This is a genomic window from Thalassospira sp. HJ, from assembly GCF_000948415.1.
GTDB lineage: Bacteria > Pseudomonadota > Alphaproteobacteria > Rhodospirillales > Thalassospiraceae > Thalassospira.
In genome coordinates, this window is the sequence record NZ_JYII01000006.1 from 92,838 (window position 1) to 115,633 (window position 22,796).

Consider the following 22,796-nt stretch of genomic DNA (forward strand, 5'->3'; position numbering starts at 1 on the left):
ACGCGGGAAAATTAATGCGTAAATGAAGGCGACCAACCCCTTAAAGTCGTGTAAGAATAACACCATAAAAGAATGGTAGCGATTTTGATCAATCAGAGTGACAGCGCCCTTTTTTCATCCATCAATGACAGAAAAACATTGGTGGAAACTGGTATTGCCAGATATCGGCACGCCGCCTGATCGGGGAGGATCAGGACGTGTCACTATGTTGGGGGAGACATGGAAGAAGAAACAAAGCAGGCTGAGGAAAACGCAAACAAGCAAACGTCGCGCCTGAAAAAGCGGGCTTTGGCGGCGGGTTTTCTGACGGCGGCTTTCTTTGTCACAGCCACTTTCCTGATCTGGCAAACGGTTGAAAACAACCGCCGGGCCATTTTGCAATCTGCCGGGCAGATCACGGCCAACGCCGTCGCCCAGCAGGTCAAAGGCATTGTGAACAACAACCTCGCTGTTCTTGAAAGCTTTGCCGACAACTGGCAGGGCGGCCCGCCCGAGGACGAGAGCGAATATCTCTCTGTTGCGACCCCGCTGGAAAGCCGGTTCCCCGCCCTGCAGGCGATCAACTGGATCACGCCAAACTACATCATTCTTTATGTCGCCCCGATCAAGGGCAACGTCCCGGCCATGGGGGCGGATCTTAAACGTCATCCGCTGGCCGGTCCGGTTCTCGATATTGCGCTTGATCAGCGCCGCACACAAATCACCCCGACCCTTGAGCTGATGCAGGGCGGGCGTGGTTTTGCGGCCTATAGCCCGGTTTTGGGCCGCGATGGCGAGATTATCGGCATCATCAACGGGGCGTTTCGAATTCGCTCCATGCTGGCCTCGGTCATCAATACCGAACAGGTCGAGGATTACACCGTCCGTGTGCGCGAAGGCGACACGGTGCTATTTGAAATCCGTGGCGAGGGGGATGACGAAACCCTGCAGCACACGGTGCCGTTTGATGTGGTCGGTCGCCAATGGCAGGTTGACGTTATTGCCGATCCCAAACTGGCGCAAAGCACAGTAAATCCCGAACTGATCGTAATGTTCGGTGCGCTGACGACGGTTCTGTTCACCACCATCGTCTTCTTGCTGACCAACCGGCAAAAGGCCGCCCTGCGCCGGACGGTTCATCACATCAATGCCGGCGATGACATCAATGACCTGTCGCTTTCGATTACCAAGCTTGATGGTCATCTGAAATCGATGTCGCCGGAAACCGCCGAGTTCTTCGACCTCCGCGAAGAGGATTACGGCTTTATCCGGTTCTATAACCTCGCACCGGAATTCCAGTCCGATGGCACCGCATCACGCCGATCACAGGAAAAGATGCTGCTTGCGATCACCCGTGGTGATGACGAACTTCGGCGCGAGTGGATTGTCCGCAGTGCCGAAGGCGTTCACGTTGTCTGCAATCTGGCGATGAAGCCGTCGGCAACCCATCCCGATTGCGTTGACATTACCCTGCATCACAACCCGGCGGCCAATGCATCGGCCAACCGCCTGCGCTATCTGGCAACCCATGATCCGCTGACCGGTCTTCCCAACCATGCCCTGTTTGAGGATCGCCTTAATCAGGCGGTGGCGCACGCCAAACGTTATGAAAAGCTGCTGTCGGTTCTTGTCGTTGATATCGACAACTTCCGGGCGATTAATGACCGGTTCGGTGCCGATGTCGGCGATGAAACGCTGCGCACCATTTCCGGTCGTCTGCGCGCTACAGTACGTGAAAAGGACACCTGTGCGCGGTTCTCGGGCGATATGTTTGCCATTATCGCGACCGACCTGTCGGAAGCAGAGGGTGCCGCATTGGTTGCCGAACGCGTGGTTGAGGCCATGTCACAACCGATCCTGACCACCACGGGCGATGAAATCCGCCTGCATGTCAGTGTCGGTGTTGCGCTTTATCCGAATGATGCGCGTGCGCCGTCGCAATTAATGGCCAATGCGGATGCAGCGATGTATCGCGCCCAGAAGTCGGCAGAATCGTCTTATTGCTTCTTTGTCGAGACGATGAACAACGTCATGCATGCGCGTCTGTCGATGGAAACGCAGCTTCGGCGTGCGGTCGATGAGAAGCGCTTTGTTCTGGAATATCAGCCGCGTTATCGCACATCGGATCGCATGCTGACCGGGTTCGAAGCCCTGCTGCGCTGGATTGATGACAGCGGAAAGCGCCGCCTGCCGCCCGATTTCATCGCGGTTGCCGACCGGACCGGTCTGCTGTCCCCGCTGGGTCACTGGATCATTGAAACCGTCTGCAAGCAGGTCGCCGATTGGCGGCGCCAGGGCTATGTCCCGGTACCGATTGCGCTGAACGTTTCAAGCCGCCAGTTCATTCAGGCCGACCTGATCAAGAACATCACCGATCTGACCGCCGAACATGAAATTGATCCGGCGATGATCGAGATCGAGGTTTCCGAAGAAATCGCCATGCGCGATCCGGAACGCGCCCTTGGTCAATTCTATCGCTTCTCCGAAGCCGGTATTGGCCTGACGCTCGATCACTTTGCAGCGGGCAACACGTCGCTTCGTTATCTGAAACGCTTCCCGGTTCAGCGCATCAAGCTGTCGAAGTCGCTGTTTAACGTGGCACTTGATGAACAGCCGGAAAACAGCGTGCTACAACCTGCCATCCGCCTGTGTAAAAGCCTCAACCGCAAGGTCGTGGCCGTCGGCGTTGAAACCGAAGAACAGATGGCTTCACTTCAGGCCGCCGAGTGCGATGAGATCCAGGGCTTCCTGCTGTCGGCCCCGCGCGATGCGGCAGATACGCAAGAACTTCTGATCCACCAAGCGCCAAGCCAGCCAGCACCGAAAAAGGCGTCCGGTCCGGCGGATGACAAGAAGTCCGGCTAAAATACCAACGGCGATGACCTGCCGTTCAGAAAACCAAGAACCCCGCACCAAACTGGCTGCGGGGTTTTGTTTTTCATGACGACGTCTAAACGATCAGACGGCAATGCTAAAGCAGGAACGCCGCCGCCAATCCGAGGAAGGCAAAGAAGCCGACCACATCGGTAATCGTTGTCAGGAAGACCGATGACGACACCGCCGGGTCAATACCGGCGCGCTCCAGCCCAAGCGGGATCAACGCCCCGAACAATCCGGCAAACAGCAGGTTAATAATCATCGCAACACCGATGACCGCCCCCAGCAGAATATCATCAAACCAAAGCCAGGTGACAGCGCCCGACAGAATGGCAAAGGCAATCCCGTTGAGGCCACACACCGCCACTTCCTTGCGAATAACGCGCCATGCGTTGGTGCTGGAAAGTTCACGGGTGGCAATGGCACGCACCGCAACGGTCAAGGTCTGCGTACCGGCATTCCCGCCCATGGAGGCGACGATTGGCATCAGAACCGCAAGTGCCACCAGTTTTTCAATCGTGCCTTCAAAAAGCCCGATCACAAGCGATGCCATGATTGCAGTGCCCAGATTAACCAGAAGCCATGTAAAGCGTGACCGCGTGGTCGCCAGAATGGCGCTTGAAAGGTCATCTTCCTCACCAACACCGGCAAGGCGCATCATGTCTTCTTCGTATTCCTCGTCAATAACGTCAACGACGTCATCGACCGTGATCACACCGACCAGTCGTCCGCTATCATCAACGACCGGGGCGGAAATCAAGTCACGCTGACGGAACAAATGGGCGACGTTTTCCTGTTCCTCGGTCACGACGACCGTGCGCATTTCATCCGATTCCATGACATCGCGAATCAGCACCGGACGGTTGGTCCGGATCACACGCGACAGCGGCACGATCCCAACCGGGCTATAACGCGGATCAACGACAATGATGTCATAGAAATCTTCCGGCAGGCTTTTGGCCGAACGCAGGAAGTCAATGGTTTGCCCGACCGACCAGTAATCCGGGATCGCCACCAGCTCGCGCTGCATGATACGACCGGCGGTATATTCCGGATATGAAAGCGCCTCTTCAACACGGGCACGTTCGATATCGGACAACGCACCAAGAAGTTCGCGTTGTTCTTCTTCGTCAAAGTCCTCGATGACCTCGACGACGTCATCCGAATCAAGTTCCGTGATCGCCTCGGCCACCACGTCGGTGCCCAGAAGACCAATGACTTCTTCCCGAAGTTCGTCATCAAGTTCGGTAAGGAATTCCGGATCAAAATCCGGACGGATCAGATCGACAAGCTGTTCACGCTGATTGGAGCTGGCCCAACCCAGAAGGTCGGCGATATCGGCAAAGTGCAGCTCGCCCAGAAGGTCGGCTGCCTTGCTGCTATCCTCGTCGCCGAGGGCATCGAAAACTTCGCGGGCATATTCGGGAGTAAGATCGACATATTCATCGCCGGAAGACGTATCTGCCGGACGGTCGAGTTCTTCAACCTGACCTGTCATCTGCCCCTCCCTGCTTAACGCGCTGCCGCTGTTTCCTGCAAAATATCAAACGCCGTGCCGGGCTTTTGGTTCCAATGCCCGACACGGCTGTTTCTGCGCCATCCCATTGCCCCGGTCAAGGGCCCGATGGCAAATCACTATCCCTGCCCCGCAAACGGAACAGGGATGGCGTTATGTTTTACTGGCCTTCCTGATTGCGCGTTACGGCATCAACAACGGCAATCGCCGTCATGTTGACAATACCGCGCACGGTAATCGACGGGCTGACAACGTGGGCGGACTTGGCCGCACCAACCAGAATCGGCCCGACCGGAAGTCCATCACCCAGCATCTTGACCATATTATAGGAGATGTTGGCAGCATCAAGGGTCGGCATGACCAGAAGGTTGGCCGAACCGCTCAGCATCGAATGCGGGAAGATTCGGTCACGGATCGGCTGGGAAATTGCCGCATCCGCATGCATTTCACCTTCGACCTCAAGATCAGGCGCCTGCGTTCGGATCAGCTGAAGCGCATCACGCATCTTGCACGCCGACTTGTTTTCGTGGCTGCCGAAGTTGGAATGCGAAATCAAAGCGGCCTTTGGCGTAATGCCGAAACGCTTGACCACGTCGGCTGCCATGATCGCGGTTTCCGCCACATGTTCCGGGGTCGGGTCCACCGAAACATAAGTATCGGTCAGGAAGAACGTCCCCTGCTTCATGATCATCATGTTGACGGTCGAGAAATCGGTCACACCTTTACGCAGGCCCACAAGATTGCGGACATAGCGCAGATGGCGCAGGAAACCGCCCTGACAGCCACACAGCATCGCATCGACTTCCCCACGACGCAGCATCAGCGCCGCGATCACGGTCGGACGGGTACGGACAATCGCACGGGCATATTCCGGGTTGATCCCGCGACGACCCATGATGTTGTGGAAGTCCTGCCAATCCTGTTCGAAATGCGGATTATCATCGGGATCGTGAATTTCGATCTGCTCGTCCGGGACAAGACGCAGGCCAAGCTCGGTAATCCGTTCAAGGATAACCTCACGACGGCCAATCAGAACAGGATGGCAAATGCCGTCATCGACAAGCACCTGACAGGCCTGCAGAACACGACGCGATTCGCCTTCGGGATAGACAACGCGTTTCTTGTGCGACCGTGCCACGTCAAAGACCGGCTTCATGACAAGACCGGAGCGGAAGACAAAGCCTTCAAGCTGCTGGCGATACTCGTCAAAATCCTCAATCGGGCGCTTGGCAACGCCGCTATCCATCGCGGCCTTCGCAACACGCGGCGGGATTTCAAGCATCAGGCGCGGGTCAAACGGCTTCGGGATCAGATATTCCGGACCGAATTTAAGCTCCTCTCCACCATAGGCGGTTGCCACCACGTCGGAAACTTCGGCCTTGGCAAGGTCGGCAATCGCCTCGACCGCGGCAATTTTCATTTCCTCGTTGATCTCGGTCGCACCGACATCAAGCGCGCCCCGGAACAGGAACGGGAAACAAAGAACGTTGTTCACCTGGTTCGGGTAATCCGTACGACCGGTCGCCATCACGGCATCCGGGCGGATTTCTTTAACCAGTTCCGGGGAAACTTCCGGGGTCGGGTTGGCCAGCGCCATAATGATCGGGCCTTCGCCCATCTTGCGAAGCTCTTCCTCGCCCATGACGTTCGGAGCGGACAGACCCAGGAAGATATCAGCACCCTCGATCACGTCGCTCAATGTACGCGCGTTGGTTTCAATCGCGTATTCGGCCTTCCACGGATCCATTTCTTCGGCCCGGCCCTTGTAGACCACACCGAACCGGTCGGTGACCGTGATGTTGTGTTTGGGCAGGCCCATGGACACCAGAAGGTTCAGACATGCCAGTGCGGCCGCACCGGCACCCGATGTCACAAGGCGGACCTTGTTGATATCCTTGCCGGTAACGCGCAGACCATTAAGGACCGCAGCAGCCACACAGATTGCTGTACCATGCTGGTCATCGTGGAAAATCGGAATGTTGCAGCGTTCACGCAATGCCTTCTCGATGATGAAGCATTCCGGCGCCTTAATGTCTTCGAGGTTAACACCCCCGAAAGTCGGCTCCAGGGCGGCAACGATATCGATGAATTTTTCCGGATCGGTTTCGTTCACTTCCAGATCGAAGACATCGATATTGGCGAACTTCTTGAACAGAACCGCCTTGCCTTCCATCACCGGCTTGGAGGCCAGCGGGCCAATCGGGCCAAGGCCCAGCACCGCCGTGCCGTTGGAAATCACACCAACCAGATTGCCGCGTGCGGTGTAATCGGCGGCAGTATCGGGGTTTTTGACGATTTCCTCGCACGCGAACGCAACGCCCGGCGAATAGGCCAGGGCAAGGTCACGCTGGTTGGCAAGGGTGGTGGTTGCCGTTACGGACAATTTCCCCGGGGTGGGATACCGGTGATAGTCCAAAGCTGCTTCGCGCAGCTTGTCATTTCTATTTGCCATTATAATACCTTTGATTTCAGGTATTTACATAAATTAACCGTTAACCGGTTAAATCCTGATAATTCACTCTAGCGGGACCGGTAGACTAAATGAGTTTGGCCCGCGATTGAAGCACTCAGTGTCATTCTCTGCCAATGGGCTGCATTGCGTAATTTTCAACGCCGCACCGCACAATAAATCAATCGGTTATGCCGCAAGCGCGTCATGCAACCTGCCGACCGATTCTGTGTCGGATGCAAACCATTGTAGGGGATATATGGGGAAGGTCCAGAAACGAAAAAACCCGCCATTTCTGGCGGGCTCTTTTCGTGACCTTCCCGATTGGCCGGGAGGCCAGATAATGGTGCGGTCGAGAAGACTCGAACTTCCACGGGGGTTAGCCCACAGCGACCTCAACGCTGCGCGTCTACCAATTCCGCCACGACCGCATATGTTTTGCAGCAAAGCCCTTGAGGTATTTAAGTGGGCTTGCCTTGGTGCGGAAAGGGAGATAGCAAATTGGTATCCCCTGATCAAGGGCTCATTTCACTTATTTGACAGGAAAAATGCAAAGCAACGCCCCAACCGCGCAAAACCCCGAGTGGCGCACCACCCCGGAGTTGGTTTCCTACCCCGAAGCCCTTGCCGAAATGGAAGCCCGCGCCGAAGCGATTCATGCTGGCGAAGCCCATGAACTTGTTTGGTTTCTTGAACATCCGCCACTTTATACAGCAGGCACCAGCGCGCATGCCGAAGACCTTGTCGACCCGGATCGCTTTCCGGTCTATGACGCCGGCCGTGGCGGGCAATATACCTATCACGGACCGGGTCAGCGGACGGTTTATCTGATGCTGGACCTCAAGAATCGCGGTCGCGACGTGCGTGCCTATGTCCATAACCTTGAAGAATGGGTGATTCGCACCCTGGCGTTACTCGGCATCAAGGGCGAACGCCGGGATGGCCGTGTGGGCATCTGGGTCGTGCGCGATGACGGGCGCGAAGACAAGATCGCCGCCATTGGCGTTCGTGTGCGTCGCTGGGTGACGTTCCACGGCATTGCGATCAATGTCGCCCCGGACCTGTCACATTTTGGTGGGATCGTGCCATGTGGCATTTCCGAACATGGTGTCACCAGCCTGCGCGATCTTGGCGTCGATATTCCTATGGCCGAACTGGATCGCCTGTTAAAACAGACCTTTGGCGAAATATTTTCGTAACACCAGTCCCGGGCGTTCCGCATGAGTGACAAGTCGCAACCGGCCAAGGCAGAACCAGCGCCCATAGCGGGTCCTGCCAAAGGCAAATCCAAAAGCCACAAGATGCCCGAAAGTGTTGCCGATGGCGGGATGGCCGATGCCGAACGCGATATTCTTGCCGAACTTGAAAAGGCACTTGGCGAACATATCGCCCTGTTGCTGCGCTGGAATCGCAAACTGGCCCTGCCGGATTCGCCAGTCGATCCGGATGCGGACGATGACGATCATGATTGCGATTTCGGGGCCTGGTACGCGCTTAATCGCCATAACCGGCTGATTGACCAGCCCGCCATGCATGCGCTGGCGACAACCCATCAGCAACTTCACGATTCGGCAAAGCGGCTTTTATCCGCACGTGAAGTCGACGGCGAAGTCGATTCGGCCGAGTTTGACATGATGGCGCTGCGTGCAGAATCGTTCTTTGCCCAGTTGCGCCGTGTTGAACGCGCCTTCCGCACGGCACGGTCGGATGTCGATCCGCTCACGGGCACATATAACCGGCAAACCATGATGGGCGATCTTAACGCCGAACGCGAACGTGCGATCCGTACCGAAGTCCCCACTGCCATCGCCTTGGTTGACCTTGATCACTTCAAGTCGGTTAACGACACCTATGGACATCAGGCTGGCGACATGGTCCTGCAAACGGTTGCAGGCATCCTGCAGTCGCATGTGCGCCCCTTTGACAAGGTCTATCGTTATGGCGGCGAGGAATTCCTGATCTGCCTGCCCAATGCCGATATGAAGCAATGCGCGCGCGTGCTTGAACGTCTGCGCCGCGTGATCGAGGCATCCCCGGTTACCGTCAGCGACGACACCATCCTGCCGGTCACGGCGTCGATCGGCGCGGCCCCAATGACCAAAAGCCGCACGACAGAGCAAATCATCGAAAAAGCCGACAAGGCCCTTTACGCGGCCAAGGAAGGCGGACGTAACCGCGTGCGCGTCTGGCGCAATCCGGATGGCAAGACACCCGCCACAGCGGCAAAAACCGGCAAGGATGCGACCTGAACGTCGCACAACCGTCCAAATTTCCCACACCGCTGGAATTTGCCCCCCGATCATGAAAAATTTTCGCTGAGTTTTATTGCGACGCAACACCCTCAATCTGTCGGGGGATTTCAGTTTATTAGCCGCGCAAAGTGTTTTTGTTCACTGCGAAGAACAAAAAATTCCGCATAAGCGAAATCTTGTCTTCACAAGTTGGCAACATATCTGCAAACTATAATAAGAAAAAGGCAGCAGGGCTTTGCCCCTCGTGCAAGGCCGAGAGAGATCAAACCGCTGCCGACTTGGGAGGGAATTCGTTTAGACCCGAACGGAGGCCCATGAATGTCCAGTTCTATGGATTTCGCGCCTGGCGATCCCGCCTTGATGCTGACCGTGCTTCGCAGTGCGGAAGCAAATCTTGATCGCAGCATGTTGCTGCGCCGTGTCCTGTCTCTTTTCTGTACTGATGACTATGGCAACCAGATTGCCGTTGAAGATGGCCCTGACCTGCAGCGCCGGATTGATAACGCCATTGCCCATCTTGAGTTGGCTGGCCTGATCCGCATGACAGCCAGGGACGAACTTTCAATTACCTCGCTTGGCACCGCCATGATGCTGGCTTACCCGCTTGGCATTGATGATGGTGTGCTCTGCTCCCTGCCTGCTTTCCGCAACAGCATCTATGAAACCCATGCCCCGGTGGTTCAGGAACGCCATCTGCCGAACTCGGCCTATGGTTCCGGTTTCTCGGCCGGTATCGAAGCCCACCGCCTGACGGAAAACCCCTATCCCTCTGACTCTCGTGACCATGAAGACTGGTTGATGGGTTGGGACGAGGCCCTTGATCAGTCCAAACGCGAAGCCGAAACGCTTCTGAACTGATCCGCGCCCGGCCAATCGGCCTTGCGCAAAAGATATGCGACCGGCACCGAAACATGAACTTTGGTGCTGTGATTTGAAGACCCGGCCCCGCCGGTGTTGCCGTGCCCGCTTGTGCAACGGCCAAAGCCTGTCCGTTTGACCCGCAACGATGGCATCAAGCCATTGTCACTGGGCTACAATCATGGACAGCGAACCCTTACCCCCTGATCCCAACACCTAGAACCGCCCGCCCTTTTTGCCAACGCAAGGGCTCTCCACGCGCGTTATGGCTGCAGCGTGGCGCTCAATGCAGGATCATCATCAACATAGTTTGGGAAATCAGGTCTCGGACGGACGGTCCGGCGCAAAGATCGAAATCACATTGTTTTTGGCATTGTCGGGCGACTTGGCGTCATCATCGCTCCCCGCCACTGATGCGACTTCGTCGGCAGCTTCATCCGCGCCTGGTGCCGCGGTATCAACACGCTTGTGCCCATCAAGCTGCTTGTCAGCATTCTTGCGTTCGTGATCGGAAAGCTGGCGTTCACCGCGCGTGCGACCATGCAGGGCCCGGTTCTGATCGGCCTTGCGGGACTTTTCATCGCGCTGTTTTCGTTTGCGTGCCTGACGCAGATTGACGAGATCGCCCATATCACACTTCTGTTGCCAGACAGGCCGTCCTGACCGGTCAGTCTGAGGGAACCAAAACCCGAAATAAAAAACGGGCGCTTCGAAACCCGAAGCACCCGTTAGCCGTTCTTAAAATCCGTTGGTGTCCGGCAGGACTAGCGCACGAAAACGTGCACCTCGTTAGCCGAAACAGATGCGCTGGTGGCATCGGAAGCACGCACACGCGAGCTCGGCATGCCCATATCGGTCAGGGACCGAAGAACTGCCTGCGCGTTACGCTTGGATTTGTTGGCGTTCAGCGCAACCTGCGCCGGGGTACCACGATTCGGCGTCACCGCAACCACATCAAAGCTTGCCTGCGGGCGACGTTCCAGAACACGGTTAACCGCATTGTAAAGCGCCTGCTCGTACTTGACGCTGGCCGTATCGAAACGGATCACGACAAGCGGACGCTCACTCGGTGCGGCAGCCATACGCTGACCGGACGATGCCGGCGCAGCCTGTGACTGGAAAACACGTTTGGAAAGGGAATCCCCGAAGATTTCGCCGTTTTTGACAGCCAGAGCCAGCGCATTGAGGTTTGCGCGCTCGGTGCTGACATAAGACGTCTGACGGGCAAGGCTTTCACTGATTTCGTTCAGAAGACGGTCAATCAGCACCGTGGTGCGGTTGGTTTCGTCTTCGAGAAGGGCCAGCTGACGGTGATCTTCGTCAACAGCACCGGAAACCTGATAGGCCGAACGAACCGACTCAAGCAGGAAGGTCGACAGCGTGCTGTCGGCAGCAACCTTGTTGGCCAGCGAGTTCAGCGCGGCGATATCGTCGTTCACACGATCGAGTTCACCCTGTGCGGTGTTCCACTGCTGCACCAGAACCGGGTTGCCCGGGGTCGTGCCAACCTGCAGACGTGCGCTGATCGCCGCCACAGTGCCATGATAGGCCTGCGAATGCGCGACAGTCTGTGCACGAAGCTGCTGCAATTCGTTGTTATGCTGGTTCAGAGCGCCCTTAAGACGGTTGAGCTCCTGCTGCATGTTCTCGACTTTGGAACCGACAAAGGTTCCGGTCTGAGACACACCGGTCAGCGGTTCCGTGCTAGCAGCAGCGGTATAGCTGGTGGTGGCAGTCGCACCGGTCGGTTGGGAAGCAACGACGTTTTCCTGCGTCGTTTCCTCTTCTCCGGCAAGTGTCGGCCAAAGGGCCTCAGAAGAAAAAGAACATCCCCCCAGCATCAGGGCGGTGCCGATTACGGCGAGGTAGGTTTTACGAACGGCCATTTCGATCTATTACCTAAGTAGAAATATGCGAATCTCCCTGGGCTTGCCTTTTTATCTAGGTGAAACAAGCCCCTGCTCCCCCGGGATTGAAAGCATCTTAGTCTACGACCACTTATGGAACAAGACGCATTTGCCCCTTTTTTGCCGAGTCTTGTCCTTATTCACTTCAAACCGGACAAAGCCGGGCAAAACAGGGCCGTAGCAGTCAGGTAAACCGCGCCTTACGAAAAAATGGCAAAAATTCAAATTTACTGCTTGCAATGACATGCTCGTTTGCATAAGTTCCGCTCCGCCGACGGGGAGCAGTCCTTTGCAAACCGCCGGAAAATAAGGCAAAGCGCCCGTAGCTCAGCTGGATAGAGCATCTGACTACGAATCAGAAGGCCGGAGGTTCGAATCCTTCCGGGCGCGCCAGTGAAAGGCTCGACGTCACCGCGTCGGGCCTTTACCATTTATACAAGCGTAAAAGCGCCCGTAGCTCAGCTGGATAGAGCATCTGACTACGAATCAGAAGGCCGGAGGTTCGAATCCTTCCGGGCGCGCCAGTCAAAGGCCCGACGTTATCCGTCGGGTCTTTGTTCGTTTCCGGCCATGTTCATCGCCAAAAGTCCTCGCACACAACCGCTTGACGTGCTGCACAACCAAAAGACATGGGAACATCGATTTCAGGGTGCTAAGCTTCTGAACGTTTACCCCACAAAAAGACGAACACGTTCCAAGGAGTGCCGCGATGAAAGCCAATACCCGCATTACAGTGTCGTGCAATGACCGCGTTGGACTGGTCTCTGACATCACCGGGCGGCTTTTTGATATCGGTGCCAATCTGGGCCCGACTTCATTTGCACTAAATGGCGGCACCGCCAAATTCGAAACCAGCTGCGAATTGCCCGAGGACTGCCCAATCACTGAATGTGAAACCGGCCTTCGGGAACTGTCCCTGGAAAATGCCGATATCACGGTTGAGGCGATCGCGGCCGCACCGGAACTCAAGACCGCACCGGATGCAACCCATCTTATTGAATGCTCGGGGATTGATCAGCCGGGCCTGATTGCCCGTCTGTCAGAAATCTTCATCGAATATAACGCCAATATCGTCCGTCTGGCGGCATCAGCAACCGATGAAAAGGATGCCCGGATCTATACCCTGCGCTTCGCCGTTGCCATCCCACCGGAACGGGCTGCGAACTGCCTTGCGACCCTTGCCAATACCGCAGGATCGATGCGCCTCGTCTTCAAGTTTGATGAGCTTTAGACCCGGCTAAATCACAACCCGATTTCGGCCGGATTGCTTTGCCTGATAAAGCTTCTGGTCGGCACTTTTTAGCACCGCCCACGGGTCGGTGGTATCTTCGTCGCGTTCGCACACACCAACCGAAATGGTGACCGAAACGGATTTGTTTTTTTCCGGCGGAGTGATCTTGTTATCCGCAATCCTCTGACGCAGGGCATCAAGTGGTTCTTGCGCGCGTTCTGCTGTGCGTCCGGCAAACAGCACGGCAAATTCCTCGCCGCCATATCGATATGCCTTGCCACCCCCGCCAACACGGGCCAGCTCACGCGCCACCTTTTTTAAAACGATATCGCCAACATCATGGCCATAGGTGTCGTTGAACTTTTTGAAGTGATCAACGTCCAGCATCGCAATCGCATATTGATTGCCAAGCTCGGCCATCGCATGCCCCAACGCGCGTCTGCCCGGCAACCCGGTCAGATCATCAACAAACGCCATCCGCCAGGCCTCCTGCGCCAGACCCGCTAGAACCACACCGGTCGCCGCCAGATATCCATATTGAATAACCCCGGCCCCCATCACGGTTGCCACATCAATCGCAATGATCGCGGCGGCAAAGCTGGTCTCAAGCGGCTTGTGTCGGATTAAAAGCAACACCACCGCGACAACCGAAATGATCATTGCCGGATGAGGCATCGCCCCAAGAATGCCGGTACTGACAAAAAAACGCGTATCAAGCACACGATGCAGGGCCGATCCGACATCGGGCTGCCCCGCCAGCATCAGCATGACAAATATCTGCAACCCCAGAACCAGCATCCGGGCAATGCCGCGCGGGTTCAAAACGCCACGTTCTGCGGTAAAGCCCAGCAAAAGCAGATTGATCGGGATCAGATAAAGTGTCGCGATCCGAAGGAACGCCAGCCCCTCCGCCGAAATACCAGCCCCGTTGCCAACCAGAAGCCAATAACAAATCAGCAACAACAGCATGACGAAAACCGCACGTCCGCGGTTAAACCACCAGCCAATCGCCCCGCCCAGAACCGCCAGCAAAAACGGCCCGTATCGCACAAGCCCAGACAGCTCAGCTGGCACCAGCGTCGGTGAAACGGCCAGCACAAGGCACGCCCCCATGATAAGCGCAGGCGCCAGACCGGCAGAAACAACGATGGAATAAGCGCGACGCATGGGCCGTTTGATACTACCTGCTGATGGGGTCTTTCGGGCGCGCGGTTGGCGGCGCTCCCGATATCGTCGGTAATCTAACGACAGTCCGGTTAAGGGGCTATTGCTTTATCCGGCTTATCTCGAGTTTTTCTTAGGGTCAGAACTCATTCACATAATTGTCCCGGTCTCCCGGATTTGTGCGGATATGCGGAGCAAAACCACAGGAAGATCTATATCTTTCAAGATTTTGCGACAAAATAGCCCGTGCAAATCCGGGTGATCCGAAGGACAACTGATATGAGAGAAAGCCTCGTCGTCAAATTCCTTGACCGGGGATCACCCCGCTCTTCGGCATTTTCCTAGCTTTTTCTCTCATATCAGTTGCCGGGTCAGTTATCTGAATGAGTTCTGACCCTAAGTAGCCATGCCGTTCCACGCGTCTGCGTCGAAAGCACTAGAACGATACCCGTTTTAAGACTTGCCACCATTCGCATCCGCACCATAAATTAGCCACAGGATTACTGCGACGCACAATGTTCGCAGACCACATAACTGTCACGGCGGCCACGGTACGATCCCGAAAACGGGACGCAATAATACGCCACATGCTTCGCGCGATGATCCCTTGATGATCCGTCGCCTGCGACGCACTGATTGAAATGACAGGTTCTGGAGAAACGTTACCATGAGCTTCACCACACCGACCCCGGCCCCGGCACGTCTGAATCGGTCCGAACTTGCTGTTCCCGGCAGCCGGATCGAACTGTTTGAAAAGGCCGCAAAATCCAAGGCCGATGCCATTTTCCTTGATCTGGAAGACGCCGTTGCGCCCAGCGACAAGGAACAGGCACGCAAGAACATCATCGCCGCCATCAATGACATCGATTGGGGTGACAAGGTTCTCTCAGTCCGCATCAATGGCCTTGATACCCATTATATGTATCGGGACGTTGTCGAAGTTCTTGAACAGGCCGGTGATCGACTGGATCTGATCATGATCCCGAAGGTCGGAACGGCGGCCGACGTTTACGCCCTTGATATGATGGCAACCCAGATCGAAACGGCCAAGGGCCGCAAAAAACGCATCGGGTTTGAACTGATCATTGAAACCGCCCTTGGCATGCAAAACATCCACGAAATTGCCGCGGCTTCCCCGCGCAATGAAAGCCTGCATTTCGGTGTGGCCGATTACGCCGCCTCGACCAAGGCAATGACGACTGGTATTGGCGGCCCGAACCCGCATTACGGCGTTTTGACCGACAAGGATGGCGACAATCCGCGTGACTATCACTGGGGTGATATGTGGCATTATGCCATCGCCCGCATGGTGGTCGCGGCACGCGCCAATGGCCTGCGCCCGATTGACGGTCCGTTTGGCGATTTCTCCGATCCTGATGGCTACCGCGCACAGGCAGCCCGCGCCATGGTGCTGGGTTGTGAGGGCAAATGGGCCATTCACCCAAGCCAGATCGCTCTTTCGAACGAGGTCTATTCACCGTCGGAAGAAGAAGTCACCAAGGCCAAACGCATCCTCGAAGCCATGGAAAAGGCCCAGGCCGAGGGTGCCGGTGCCGTCGCCCTTGATGGTCGCCTGATTGATATCGCATCGATCAAACAGGCCGAAGTCATGGTCCGCCAGGCCGAAGCCATCGCCGCACGCGACGCGGGCTGATTTTCCAAACCGATCCAAGACGGGTTAGCAGGGGCGCAGATTACAACTGCGCCCCTTTTCTGTTCAGGCAGGCAAAAGGTTGCGCGCCATCTTCCAGAAGGTCGTTCTGTCATAGCCCTCATGAACACCTTCGCCGGCAATTTCAAAGCCGCGCGATTTAAAGAAGGCGATATTGTCTTCAAGCTCGATCCGCACATGAAGGCGCATATTCTGTTTACCGCGATCTCGCGCAAAAGCGCAGGCTGCCTCGACCAATGCCTTGCCTGTACCCGATCCCATTAGCGCCGGATCGACCGAAAGCTTGTAAAGATAGGCATCCTTGCCGACATCCTCGATCCAGATTTGGCCGATGACATTGCCCATGGCATCGCGGGCGACAAACAGCGTGTCGCGGGCGAAACGCCATTGCAGTTCGGAAACCGAAACCGATTTGGCCGAGCTTGGCGGATCAACGATGCCGTCCTGAAAGGCAAAGGCGGCAAGCAGAATTTCAACAAGCCTCTCAAACGAAACTTCATCGGCGGTTTCGATGAGTGTGATCTCGATACTGGACGTCATGGGGTTCCACGTGCAAACTGTCGGGTGTGATGTGTGAACACTACGCCATAATTCTTACGTAAACGGAAAATATGGACTGCTCTTAGCTCCGCCCTTGACGTAGCGGGTCGATATACTATGTTCCGCCCCATTGTTTCCCAGTCGGATATGATGCACTGATGCATAACTTCCTCGATTTTGAAAAGCCGATCGCCGAACTTGAAGGCAAGATCGAAGAGCTCCGTCACCTGACGGGCAATGACGAAGTCAACATCGCAGACGAAGTCTCGCGCCTGCAGGAAAAGCTGACCAAGCTTTTGCAGGGCACCTATGGCAAGCTGACCCCCTGGCAGAAAACCCAGGTGGCGCGCCATCCGGATCGTCCGCATTTCACCGACTATATCGCCAACCTGTTTGACGATTTCACCCCGCTTTCCGGTGACCGCCAGTTTGGCGAAGACGCCGCAATCATCGGTGGTTTCGGTCGTTTGCAGGGCCGCACGGTGATGGTGATTGGCCATGAAAAAGGCCGCGATACCGAAACCCGCGTGAAACACAATTTCGGTTCCGCCCGTCCAGAAGGTTATCGCAAGGCGATCCGCCTGATGCGCATGGCCGAACGATTCAACATTCCGGTTGTCACCCTTGTTGATACCGCCGGTGCCTTCCCGGGTGCCGATGCCGAGGCACGCGGCCAGTCCGAAGCCATCGCACGGTCGATCGAAGCCTGCCTTGATATCAAGGTACCGCTGGTCTCCGTGATCATTGGCGAAGGCGGATCGGGTGGTGCGATTGCGCTTGCGGTCGCAAACTCGGTACTGATGCTTGAAAACTCGATCTATTCGGTGATTTCGCCGGAAGGCTGTGCATCCATTCTGTGGCGTTCGGGCGATGAAGCCAAAACAGCTGCCGAGGCGCTGCGTCTGACCGCACAGGATCTTTTACAGCTTGGCGTCATTGATGAAATCGTGCCCGAGCCGCTTGGCGGTGCACAGCGCAATGCCAAGGAAGCCTGCAAACGGGTTGGCAATGCGATCATCAAGGCCCTTGAAAGCATGGACGATGTCGAAGGTGGTGTTCTCAAGGCCCGCCGTCGTGACAAGTTCCTTGAAATGGGCCGCAAAGGCCTGAACTGATTTTCCATTCAGGGCGCAGACCATCGAAAGCGATGCTGCGCCCTGTTGTTATTTTCCGGCGCAGTCTGTCCGTCGGTGACATCCGGCACAATGAAGCGCCCTTTTCCGACTTGGTCGGGAGGCATCATGAACTTTCTTCGCCGGATCGTTGAATCCAGCCGTTTTCAGAATTTCATCACCGCCGTCATCGCGCTGAATGCCGTCATCCTCGGGCTTGAAACATCCCCGACCGTGATGGATGCTGCGGGTACGCTCCTGCATGCGCTTGATCAGATCGCCGTTGCGATCTTTGTCGTCGAACTTCTGATGAAACTGGTTGTCTACCGGTTGGCCTTTTTCAAGCGCGCCTGGAATATCTTTGATTTCACGATTGTTGCCATCACCCTGCTGCCTGCGGGCCAAGGGGTTTCGGTCCTGCGTGCGCTGCGTATCCTGCGTGCCTTCCGCCTGATTTCAACCGTGCCTTCCATGCGCAAGGTTGTCGAAGCGCTGATGCGCGCCATTCCCGGCATGATTTCGGTTCTGACCCTGCTGTCGCTGGTGTTTTATGTCTCAGCCGTGATGGCGACCAAACTGTTCGGGCAGGGTTTCCCCGACTGGTTTGGCAATATTGGCGCGTCGCTTTATTCCCTGTTCCAGATCATGACGCTGGAAAGCTGGTCGATGGGGATCGTCCGTCCGGTGATGGAGTCTTATCCGTTGGCATGGATGTTCTTCGTGCCATTCATCCTGATTACGACCTTTGCGGTGCTCAACCTGTTTATCGCAATCGTGGTGGATGCGATGTCGACCCATGTTGACGTTGAAGAAACCCAGACACGCGATGTCATCGAACTTGATCACCGCGAAATCATGACGGAACTCCGCGCACTTCGGGCAGAAATGAGCAAACTGGCCGCAGCACAGAACCCGCAATCAGGCACCACACCGTCAGACGAAAACGGGTCAAAAGAAACCACCTGATCGACCGGTCAGGATTGGCTTGCCTGCAAAATTTGGAACTTTCCTTATAAAAGGGGGTGGTTAAACGCCCCGAACCTCGTCTAATCTTTCGACAAAATATCGGGAGATCGGGGAATGAGACTAACGTTTGCGGGGACAGGCTCGGCCTTTTGTATGGCCGCCGACAATTTTCAGAGCAACATGGTTCTGGAAACGACCCCGTCGGGCAATGACCAGCCACAGCGCCTGCTGATTGACTGTGGTTCGGACGCGCGCCATTCGCTGCGCAATCTTGGTTATATGCCAAACGACTTTCATGGCGTTTATATCAGCCATCTGCATTCGGACCATATCGGTGGTCTGGAATGGATGGCGCTGGCCAATTACTTTGTCTTCGAAGGCCATCGCGTCGAACTGTTTGCTGTCAATGAACTGCTCGACCCGCTTTGGGAACATTCGCTGCGCGGCGGGCTTGAAACCAGCGACCATGGCAACAGCAAGCTGTCATCCTATTTCGATGTGGTACCGCTGACCACCAAGGACGGATTTGACTGGAACGGCATGCATTTCGATGTCATCCCCGTACCCCATGTCGTCACCCCGGAAAGCACGATGTTTTCCTATGCGCTGTTCGGGCACGGCAAGAACAAGTCCTTTTTCCTCAGCACGGATGCGATTTTCAATCCACAAGACCATATGCCGTTCTACAAAAAGGCGGATATCATCTTTCAGGATTGCGAACTTGGCCCCCGTCATTCCGGGGTGCATGCACATTACGACGAACTTTTGACCCTGCCCGACGACGTAAAGGCAAAGATGTGGCTGTATCACTATCAGGCATATGACAAGCCCGACGCCGTGGCAGACGGATTTTGCGGATTCATTGAGCCGGAACAAAGTTTTGATCTTGGTTGATCGGACATCCGGCGCATAATCTGCACACTACCCAAACAATAAAACGAGCAAACGGGACAAAAATGTTCCAGATCCACAAAACGGGACGTGCGAATGCCAAAATCGGTTTTTGCCTATATCTGGCGTCATAGCCGCCTCCAGCAGATCATTCTCACACTGATCACGCTGGCCTCTTTCCCGTTCCTGTATTACTCGCTTGATCTGCCCAAACAGATCGTCAACGAAGCCATCGGTGGTGCCGGGTCGCCCTATGACATCATGGGTATTGACCTCAACCAGATCGAATATCTGTTCGCACTTTCGGCGATTTTCCTGTCGCTTGTGTTTGTGAATGGCGGCTTCAAATATTTCATCAACGTCTATCAGGGCGTAATGGCCGAACGGATGCTGCGTCGCATGCGTTACGAGCTTTATGATCGCGTCCTGCGTTTCCCGCTGCCGCATTTCCGCAAGACAAGTCAGGGCGAAATCGTTTCCATGATCACCGCCGAAGCCGAACCGCTGGGTGGCTTCTTTGGCGAGGCTTATGCCCTACCACTTTATCAGGGCGGCATCCTGATCACGATTTCGGCCTTTATCTTTATTCAGGACCCTCTGATGGGGATGGCGGCAGTCGCATTCTATCCGTTACAGGCCTACCTGATTCCGAAGCTGCAGCGTCGTGTCAATTTGCTTGGCAAACAGCGCGTACAAAACGTGCGCCGCATGTCCGAACATATCGGTGAAACTGTTGGCGGTGCCACAGACATTCGTGCCAATGAAACGCAGGGCTTCGAGCTTACCCACTTCACACAGCGGCTTGGCCGGATTTTCGAGATCCGCAAGGAAATCTATTTCCGGAAGTTCTTTATCAAGTTCCTGAATAACTTCATCGCCCAGATCACACCGTTCTTCTTCTACTCGATCGGTGGCTATCTTGTGATTACCGGTGATCTGAGCTTCGGGGCACTTGTCGCGGCTCTTGCCGCCTATAAGGACATGTCGGCACCCTGGAAAGAGCTTCTTGCGTATTATCAGCGCCTTGCAGACGCCAACATCAAGTACGAACAGTTGCACGAACAGTTCGAGCTGCCTGATCTGTCCCCCGAGCACCAGCTTATTGCGCCGCTTTCACCGAAATTGAAAGGCCCGCTTGATGTCAGTGCCCTGTCATGGACTGACGAGGATGGCACCCGCGTTGTCGAAAACGTTTCGTTTAACATGGAATTGCCGGGCAATGCCCTTTTGACCGGGGCCTCTGACAGCGGCAAATCGCAACTTGCACGCCTGCTTGCTCATATTCTTGACCCGACGACCGGGCGGATCCAGTTCGCCGATTTCGATGCCACAACCCTTCCCTCGGCAGTCGTCGGGCAACGTTTGGCCTATGTCGGGGCCGATGCCTATCTGTTTAACGGCAGCATATCCGATAACCTGTTCTATGGCCTGAAACATCGTCCGGTCCTGCTCGAACAGGATAACGATAACGAGGCACCATCAGAAACCGCAACCGGCAAAGACGTCGTTCCCGCCAATGCGGAACACGAAGCGGTAAAACATTTTCCGGATCCAAAATTCGTCGATGTGATCGAACTTGCCGATCCTGCCGAATTGCCGTGGAAACTGACCCGCGAGATGTATGACGAGATCAAGATGTCGGGGAATATCCCCTATGATCCGTCGGCCGAGTGGATTGATTATGTCGGGCCGGGCTTTGCATCGCGCGAAGACCTGCAAAAGGAACTGATGCGCCTGCTTGAGGTCGTCGGTCTTGATCGAGACATTTACCGTATCGGTCTTTTGCGCCGCATCAGCCCGGAAGAACGCCCGGAACTGGTCCAGTCGGTTCTGACCGTGCGCCCGCGTCTTAAGGAAATCCTTGCAGAACGGCAGTTGTCTGACCTTGTCGAGCCCTATGATTTCGAAAAGTACAATGATAACGCGCCGGTCGGCGTGAACATCATGTTCGGGACACCGTCGCGCACGGAATTCAAGCGGTTTGATTTCCTGTCGCATCCCTATATTCAGAAAAGCCTGCGCGACAGCGGCCTGTACGACAAGATGGTCAAGATGGGCCGTGAAACGCTTGATCTGATGATCGAACTGTTTACCGGCCTGCCCCCGGGGCATGAGTTCTTTGACCGATACAGCTTTGTCTCGGCCGATGAAATGCCCGAAGTCAAAAACATCCTGCGCCGGACCGAAGGCGTCGCGGTCGATGACATGCGCAAGGAAGACCAGCTGCGTCTTCTTGATGTTGCCATGCATCTGACCCCGGCCCGACATCGTCTGCGCGTGATTGATGACGATTTCCGTGACCTCGTGCTGAAGGCCCGCCCCAAGGTGCGCGCAAACCTGCCCAAAGAACTGGCAGGCTATATCGACTTCTTCGAGGCCGATGGCTATGCCCCGGCCGCACCGATCCTTGATAACTTGCTGTTTGGTCGCTTTGCCTATGGCCGTGCAAATTCTGAGGAACGCGTGGGCGAGGTCCTGTTTGAGATTGCCCACGAAGGCGGACTTTACGAGGGGCTTGTGGCACTCGGCCTTGAAAGTCAGGTCGGTGTCGGCGGTAGTCGCATGTCCCAGACATTGCGTCAGAAAATCGCCCTTGTCCGTGCACTGATCAAGAACCCGGATCTTCTTGTGGTCGATGAAGGACTGTCGGCACTTGATCGCGAAACCCGCGAAAGCATCATCAACTATCTGACCGGTGAAAGCGATCATACCAGTCTGATCTGGGTCGATGACGATGATCACGCCGGCGAAAAGTTCGACACACTTTTGCATATGTCGAATGGCAAGCTGGTCAAACGCCGCAGCATGGCCGATGACAGCGAAACCACCACAGATGACGGCGAAGACGATGCAGCCGCACTGGCAAGTGGCGACATCGATCAGGAAGTCCGGTTGCTACGCACCATTCCGTTGTTTGCCGGGCTCGACCCCAGTGTCGTCAAGCTGCTGGCCTTTACCAGCCCGCGCCTGACCTTCAAACATGGCGAGGTTCTCGTCAAACAGGGGGATCCGGGCGATGCGGCCTTTATCGTCATTTCCGGGCGCGGTGAAATCTGGCTGACCACCGATGAACACCAGACGCTCAAACTGCGTGACGTCCATGCCAAGGAAGTCATTGGCGAGATTGCGCTTCTGGTCGACGCACCGCGTTCGGCAACCATCCGTGCGGTCGAGGACATGACGGTCCTGAAACTCGACAAGGCCGAATTCCTTGGTCTTGTCCGACAGGACCAGGCGGTCTCCAACCAGCTGATCCGTGTTCTTGCCGAACGGCTTGATCAGACCACCAAACAGCTGACCAACCGCAATAACGACAATAAATAACGATCTGGACGGGGCACCATCATCATGGCTGCTCCGTCCTTCCGCCCTTGCCTTACCT

The 22,796-nt window shown here is 55.7% G+C and carries 16 protein-coding genes and 3 tRNA genes; 12 read left to right on the forward strand and 7 right to left on the reverse strand.

What is annotated here, in order from left to right:
- The first annotated feature begins 219 nt into the window (after positions 1–219).
- Positions 220–2,844, forward strand: a complete 2,625-nt coding sequence (locus UF64_RS02420) for an EAL domain-containing protein (protein ID WP_044827027.1) — start codon at positions 220–222, stop codon at positions 2,842–2,844.
- A 106-nt stretch (positions 2,845–2,950) separates the two neighbouring features.
- Here UF64_RS02420 and mgtE read toward each other — a convergent pair whose 3' ends face one another.
- From mgtE to UF64_RS02435, 3 genes are all read right to left on the reverse strand, one after another.
- Entirely contained in the window at positions 2,951–4,354 is a 1,404-nt protein-coding gene (mgtE, locus tag UF64_RS02425) for a magnesium transporter (protein WP_044827028.1), read from the reverse strand.
- A gap of 178 nt (positions 4,355–4,532) precedes the next feature.
- Complete coding sequence (locus tag UF64_RS02430; RefSeq protein WP_044827029.1) at positions 4,533–6,824, reverse strand: NADP-dependent malic enzyme; 2,292 nt, start codon at positions 6,822–6,824, stop codon at positions 4,533–4,535.
- A 341-nt stretch (positions 6,825–7,165) separates the two neighbouring features.
- Positions 7,166–7,252: transfer RNA gene (locus UF64_RS02435), tRNA-Leu, on the reverse strand.
- Between the two features lie 117 nt (positions 7,253–7,369).
- Between UF64_RS02435 and lipB the strand changes: the two genes are divergently transcribed.
- From lipB to UF64_RS02450, 3 genes are all read left to right on the forward strand, one after another.
- A complete protein-coding gene (lipB, locus tag UF64_RS02440) occupies positions 7,370–8,020 on the forward strand; it encodes a lipoyl(octanoyl) transferase LipB (RefSeq protein WP_044827030.1) in 651 nt (216 codons plus the stop codon).
- A 21-nt stretch (positions 8,021–8,041) separates the two neighbouring features.
- A complete protein-coding gene (locus UF64_RS02445; protein ID WP_235284935.1) occupies positions 8,042–9,070 on the forward strand; it encodes a diguanylate cyclase in 1,029 nt (342 codons plus the stop codon).
- Between the two features lie 321 nt (positions 9,071–9,391).
- Entirely contained in the window at positions 9,392–9,931 is a 540-nt protein-coding gene (locus tag UF64_RS02450) for a hypothetical protein (protein WP_235284936.1), read from the forward strand.
- Between the two features lie 318 nt (positions 9,932–10,249).
- Here UF64_RS02450 and UF64_RS02455 read toward each other — a convergent pair whose 3' ends face one another.
- Together UF64_RS02455 and UF64_RS02460 are read right to left on the reverse strand one after the other, a co-directional pair.
- Positions 10,250–10,561 (reverse strand): DUF4169 family protein, encoded by a 312-nt coding sequence (locus tag UF64_RS02455; RefSeq protein WP_044827032.1) that lies wholly within the window; start codon positions 10,559–10,561, stop codon positions 10,250–10,252.
- Between the two features lie 134 nt (positions 10,562–10,695).
- Positions 10,696–11,817, reverse strand: coding sequence for a hypothetical protein (locus tag UF64_RS02460; RefSeq protein ID WP_044827033.1), 1,122 nt, complete (start codon positions 11,815–11,817; stop codon positions 10,696–10,698).
- Positions 11,818–12,154: 337 nt separating this feature from the next.
- On the opposite strand from UF64_RS02460, the gene UF64_RS02465 reads away from it, so the two are divergent.
- The 3 genes from UF64_RS02465 to UF64_RS02475 all read left to right on the forward strand — a co-directional run bounded on the left by UF64_RS02465 (position 12,155) and on the right by UF64_RS02475 (position 13,069).
- Positions 12,155–12,231 (forward strand) — tRNA-Arg (locus UF64_RS02465).
- Positions 12,232–12,285: 54 nt separating this feature from the next.
- A tRNA-Arg gene (locus UF64_RS02470) sits at positions 12,286–12,362 on the forward strand.
- 185 nt (positions 12,363–12,547) lie between these two features.
- Positions 12,548–13,069 carry a glycine cleavage system protein R gene (locus UF64_RS02475; RefSeq protein ID WP_044827034.1) on the forward strand — a complete coding sequence of 174 codons (522 nt, stop codon included), beginning with the start codon at positions 12,548–12,550 and terminating at the stop codon, positions 13,067–13,069.
- A gap of 6 nt (positions 13,070–13,075) precedes the next feature.
- On the opposite strand, the gene UF64_RS02480 is transcribed toward UF64_RS02475, so the two are convergent.
- Positions 13,076–14,236, reverse strand: a complete 1,161-nt coding sequence (locus UF64_RS02480) for a diguanylate cyclase (protein ID WP_044827035.1) — start codon at positions 14,234–14,236, stop codon at positions 13,076–13,078.
- A 664-nt stretch (positions 14,237–14,900) separates the two neighbouring features.
- Here UF64_RS02480 and UF64_RS02485 point away from each other — a divergent pair.
- Entirely contained in the window at positions 14,901–15,887 is a 987-nt protein-coding gene (locus tag UF64_RS02485; protein ID WP_044827036.1) for a CoA ester lyase, read from the forward strand.
- A gap of 63 nt (positions 15,888–15,950) precedes the next feature.
- Here the strand turns inward: UF64_RS02485 and UF64_RS02490 are convergent, their stop codons facing one another.
- Positions 15,951–16,445 carry an N-acetyltransferase gene (locus tag UF64_RS02490; protein WP_044827037.1) on the reverse strand — a complete coding sequence of 165 codons (495 nt, stop codon included), beginning with the start codon at positions 16,443–16,445 and terminating at the stop codon, positions 15,951–15,953.
- A gap of 158 nt (positions 16,446–16,603) precedes the next feature.
- Between UF64_RS02490 and UF64_RS02495 the strand changes: the two genes are divergently transcribed.
- The 4 genes from UF64_RS02495 to UF64_RS02510 all read left to right on the forward strand — a co-directional run bounded on the left by UF64_RS02495 (position 16,604) and on the right by UF64_RS02510 (position 22,738).
- Entirely contained in the window at positions 16,604–17,560 is a 957-nt protein-coding gene (locus UF64_RS02495; protein ID WP_044827038.1) for an acetyl-CoA carboxylase carboxyltransferase subunit alpha, read from the forward strand.
- A gap of 126 nt (positions 17,561–17,686) precedes the next feature.
- Positions 17,687–18,523, forward strand: coding sequence for an ion transporter (locus UF64_RS02500; protein WP_044827039.1), 837 nt, complete (start codon positions 17,687–17,689; stop codon positions 18,521–18,523).
- 114 nt (positions 18,524–18,637) lie between these two features.
- Positions 18,638–19,417, forward strand: coding sequence for an MBL fold metallo-hydrolase (locus tag UF64_RS02505; RefSeq protein ID WP_044827040.1), 780 nt, complete (start codon positions 18,638–18,640; stop codon positions 19,415–19,417).
- Between the two features lie 93 nt (positions 19,418–19,510).
- Complete coding sequence (locus UF64_RS02510; protein WP_044827041.1) at positions 19,511–22,738, forward strand: ABC transporter transmembrane domain-containing protein; 3,228 nt, start codon at positions 19,511–19,513, stop codon at positions 22,736–22,738.
- Positions 22,739–22,796 lie beyond the last annotated feature (58 nt).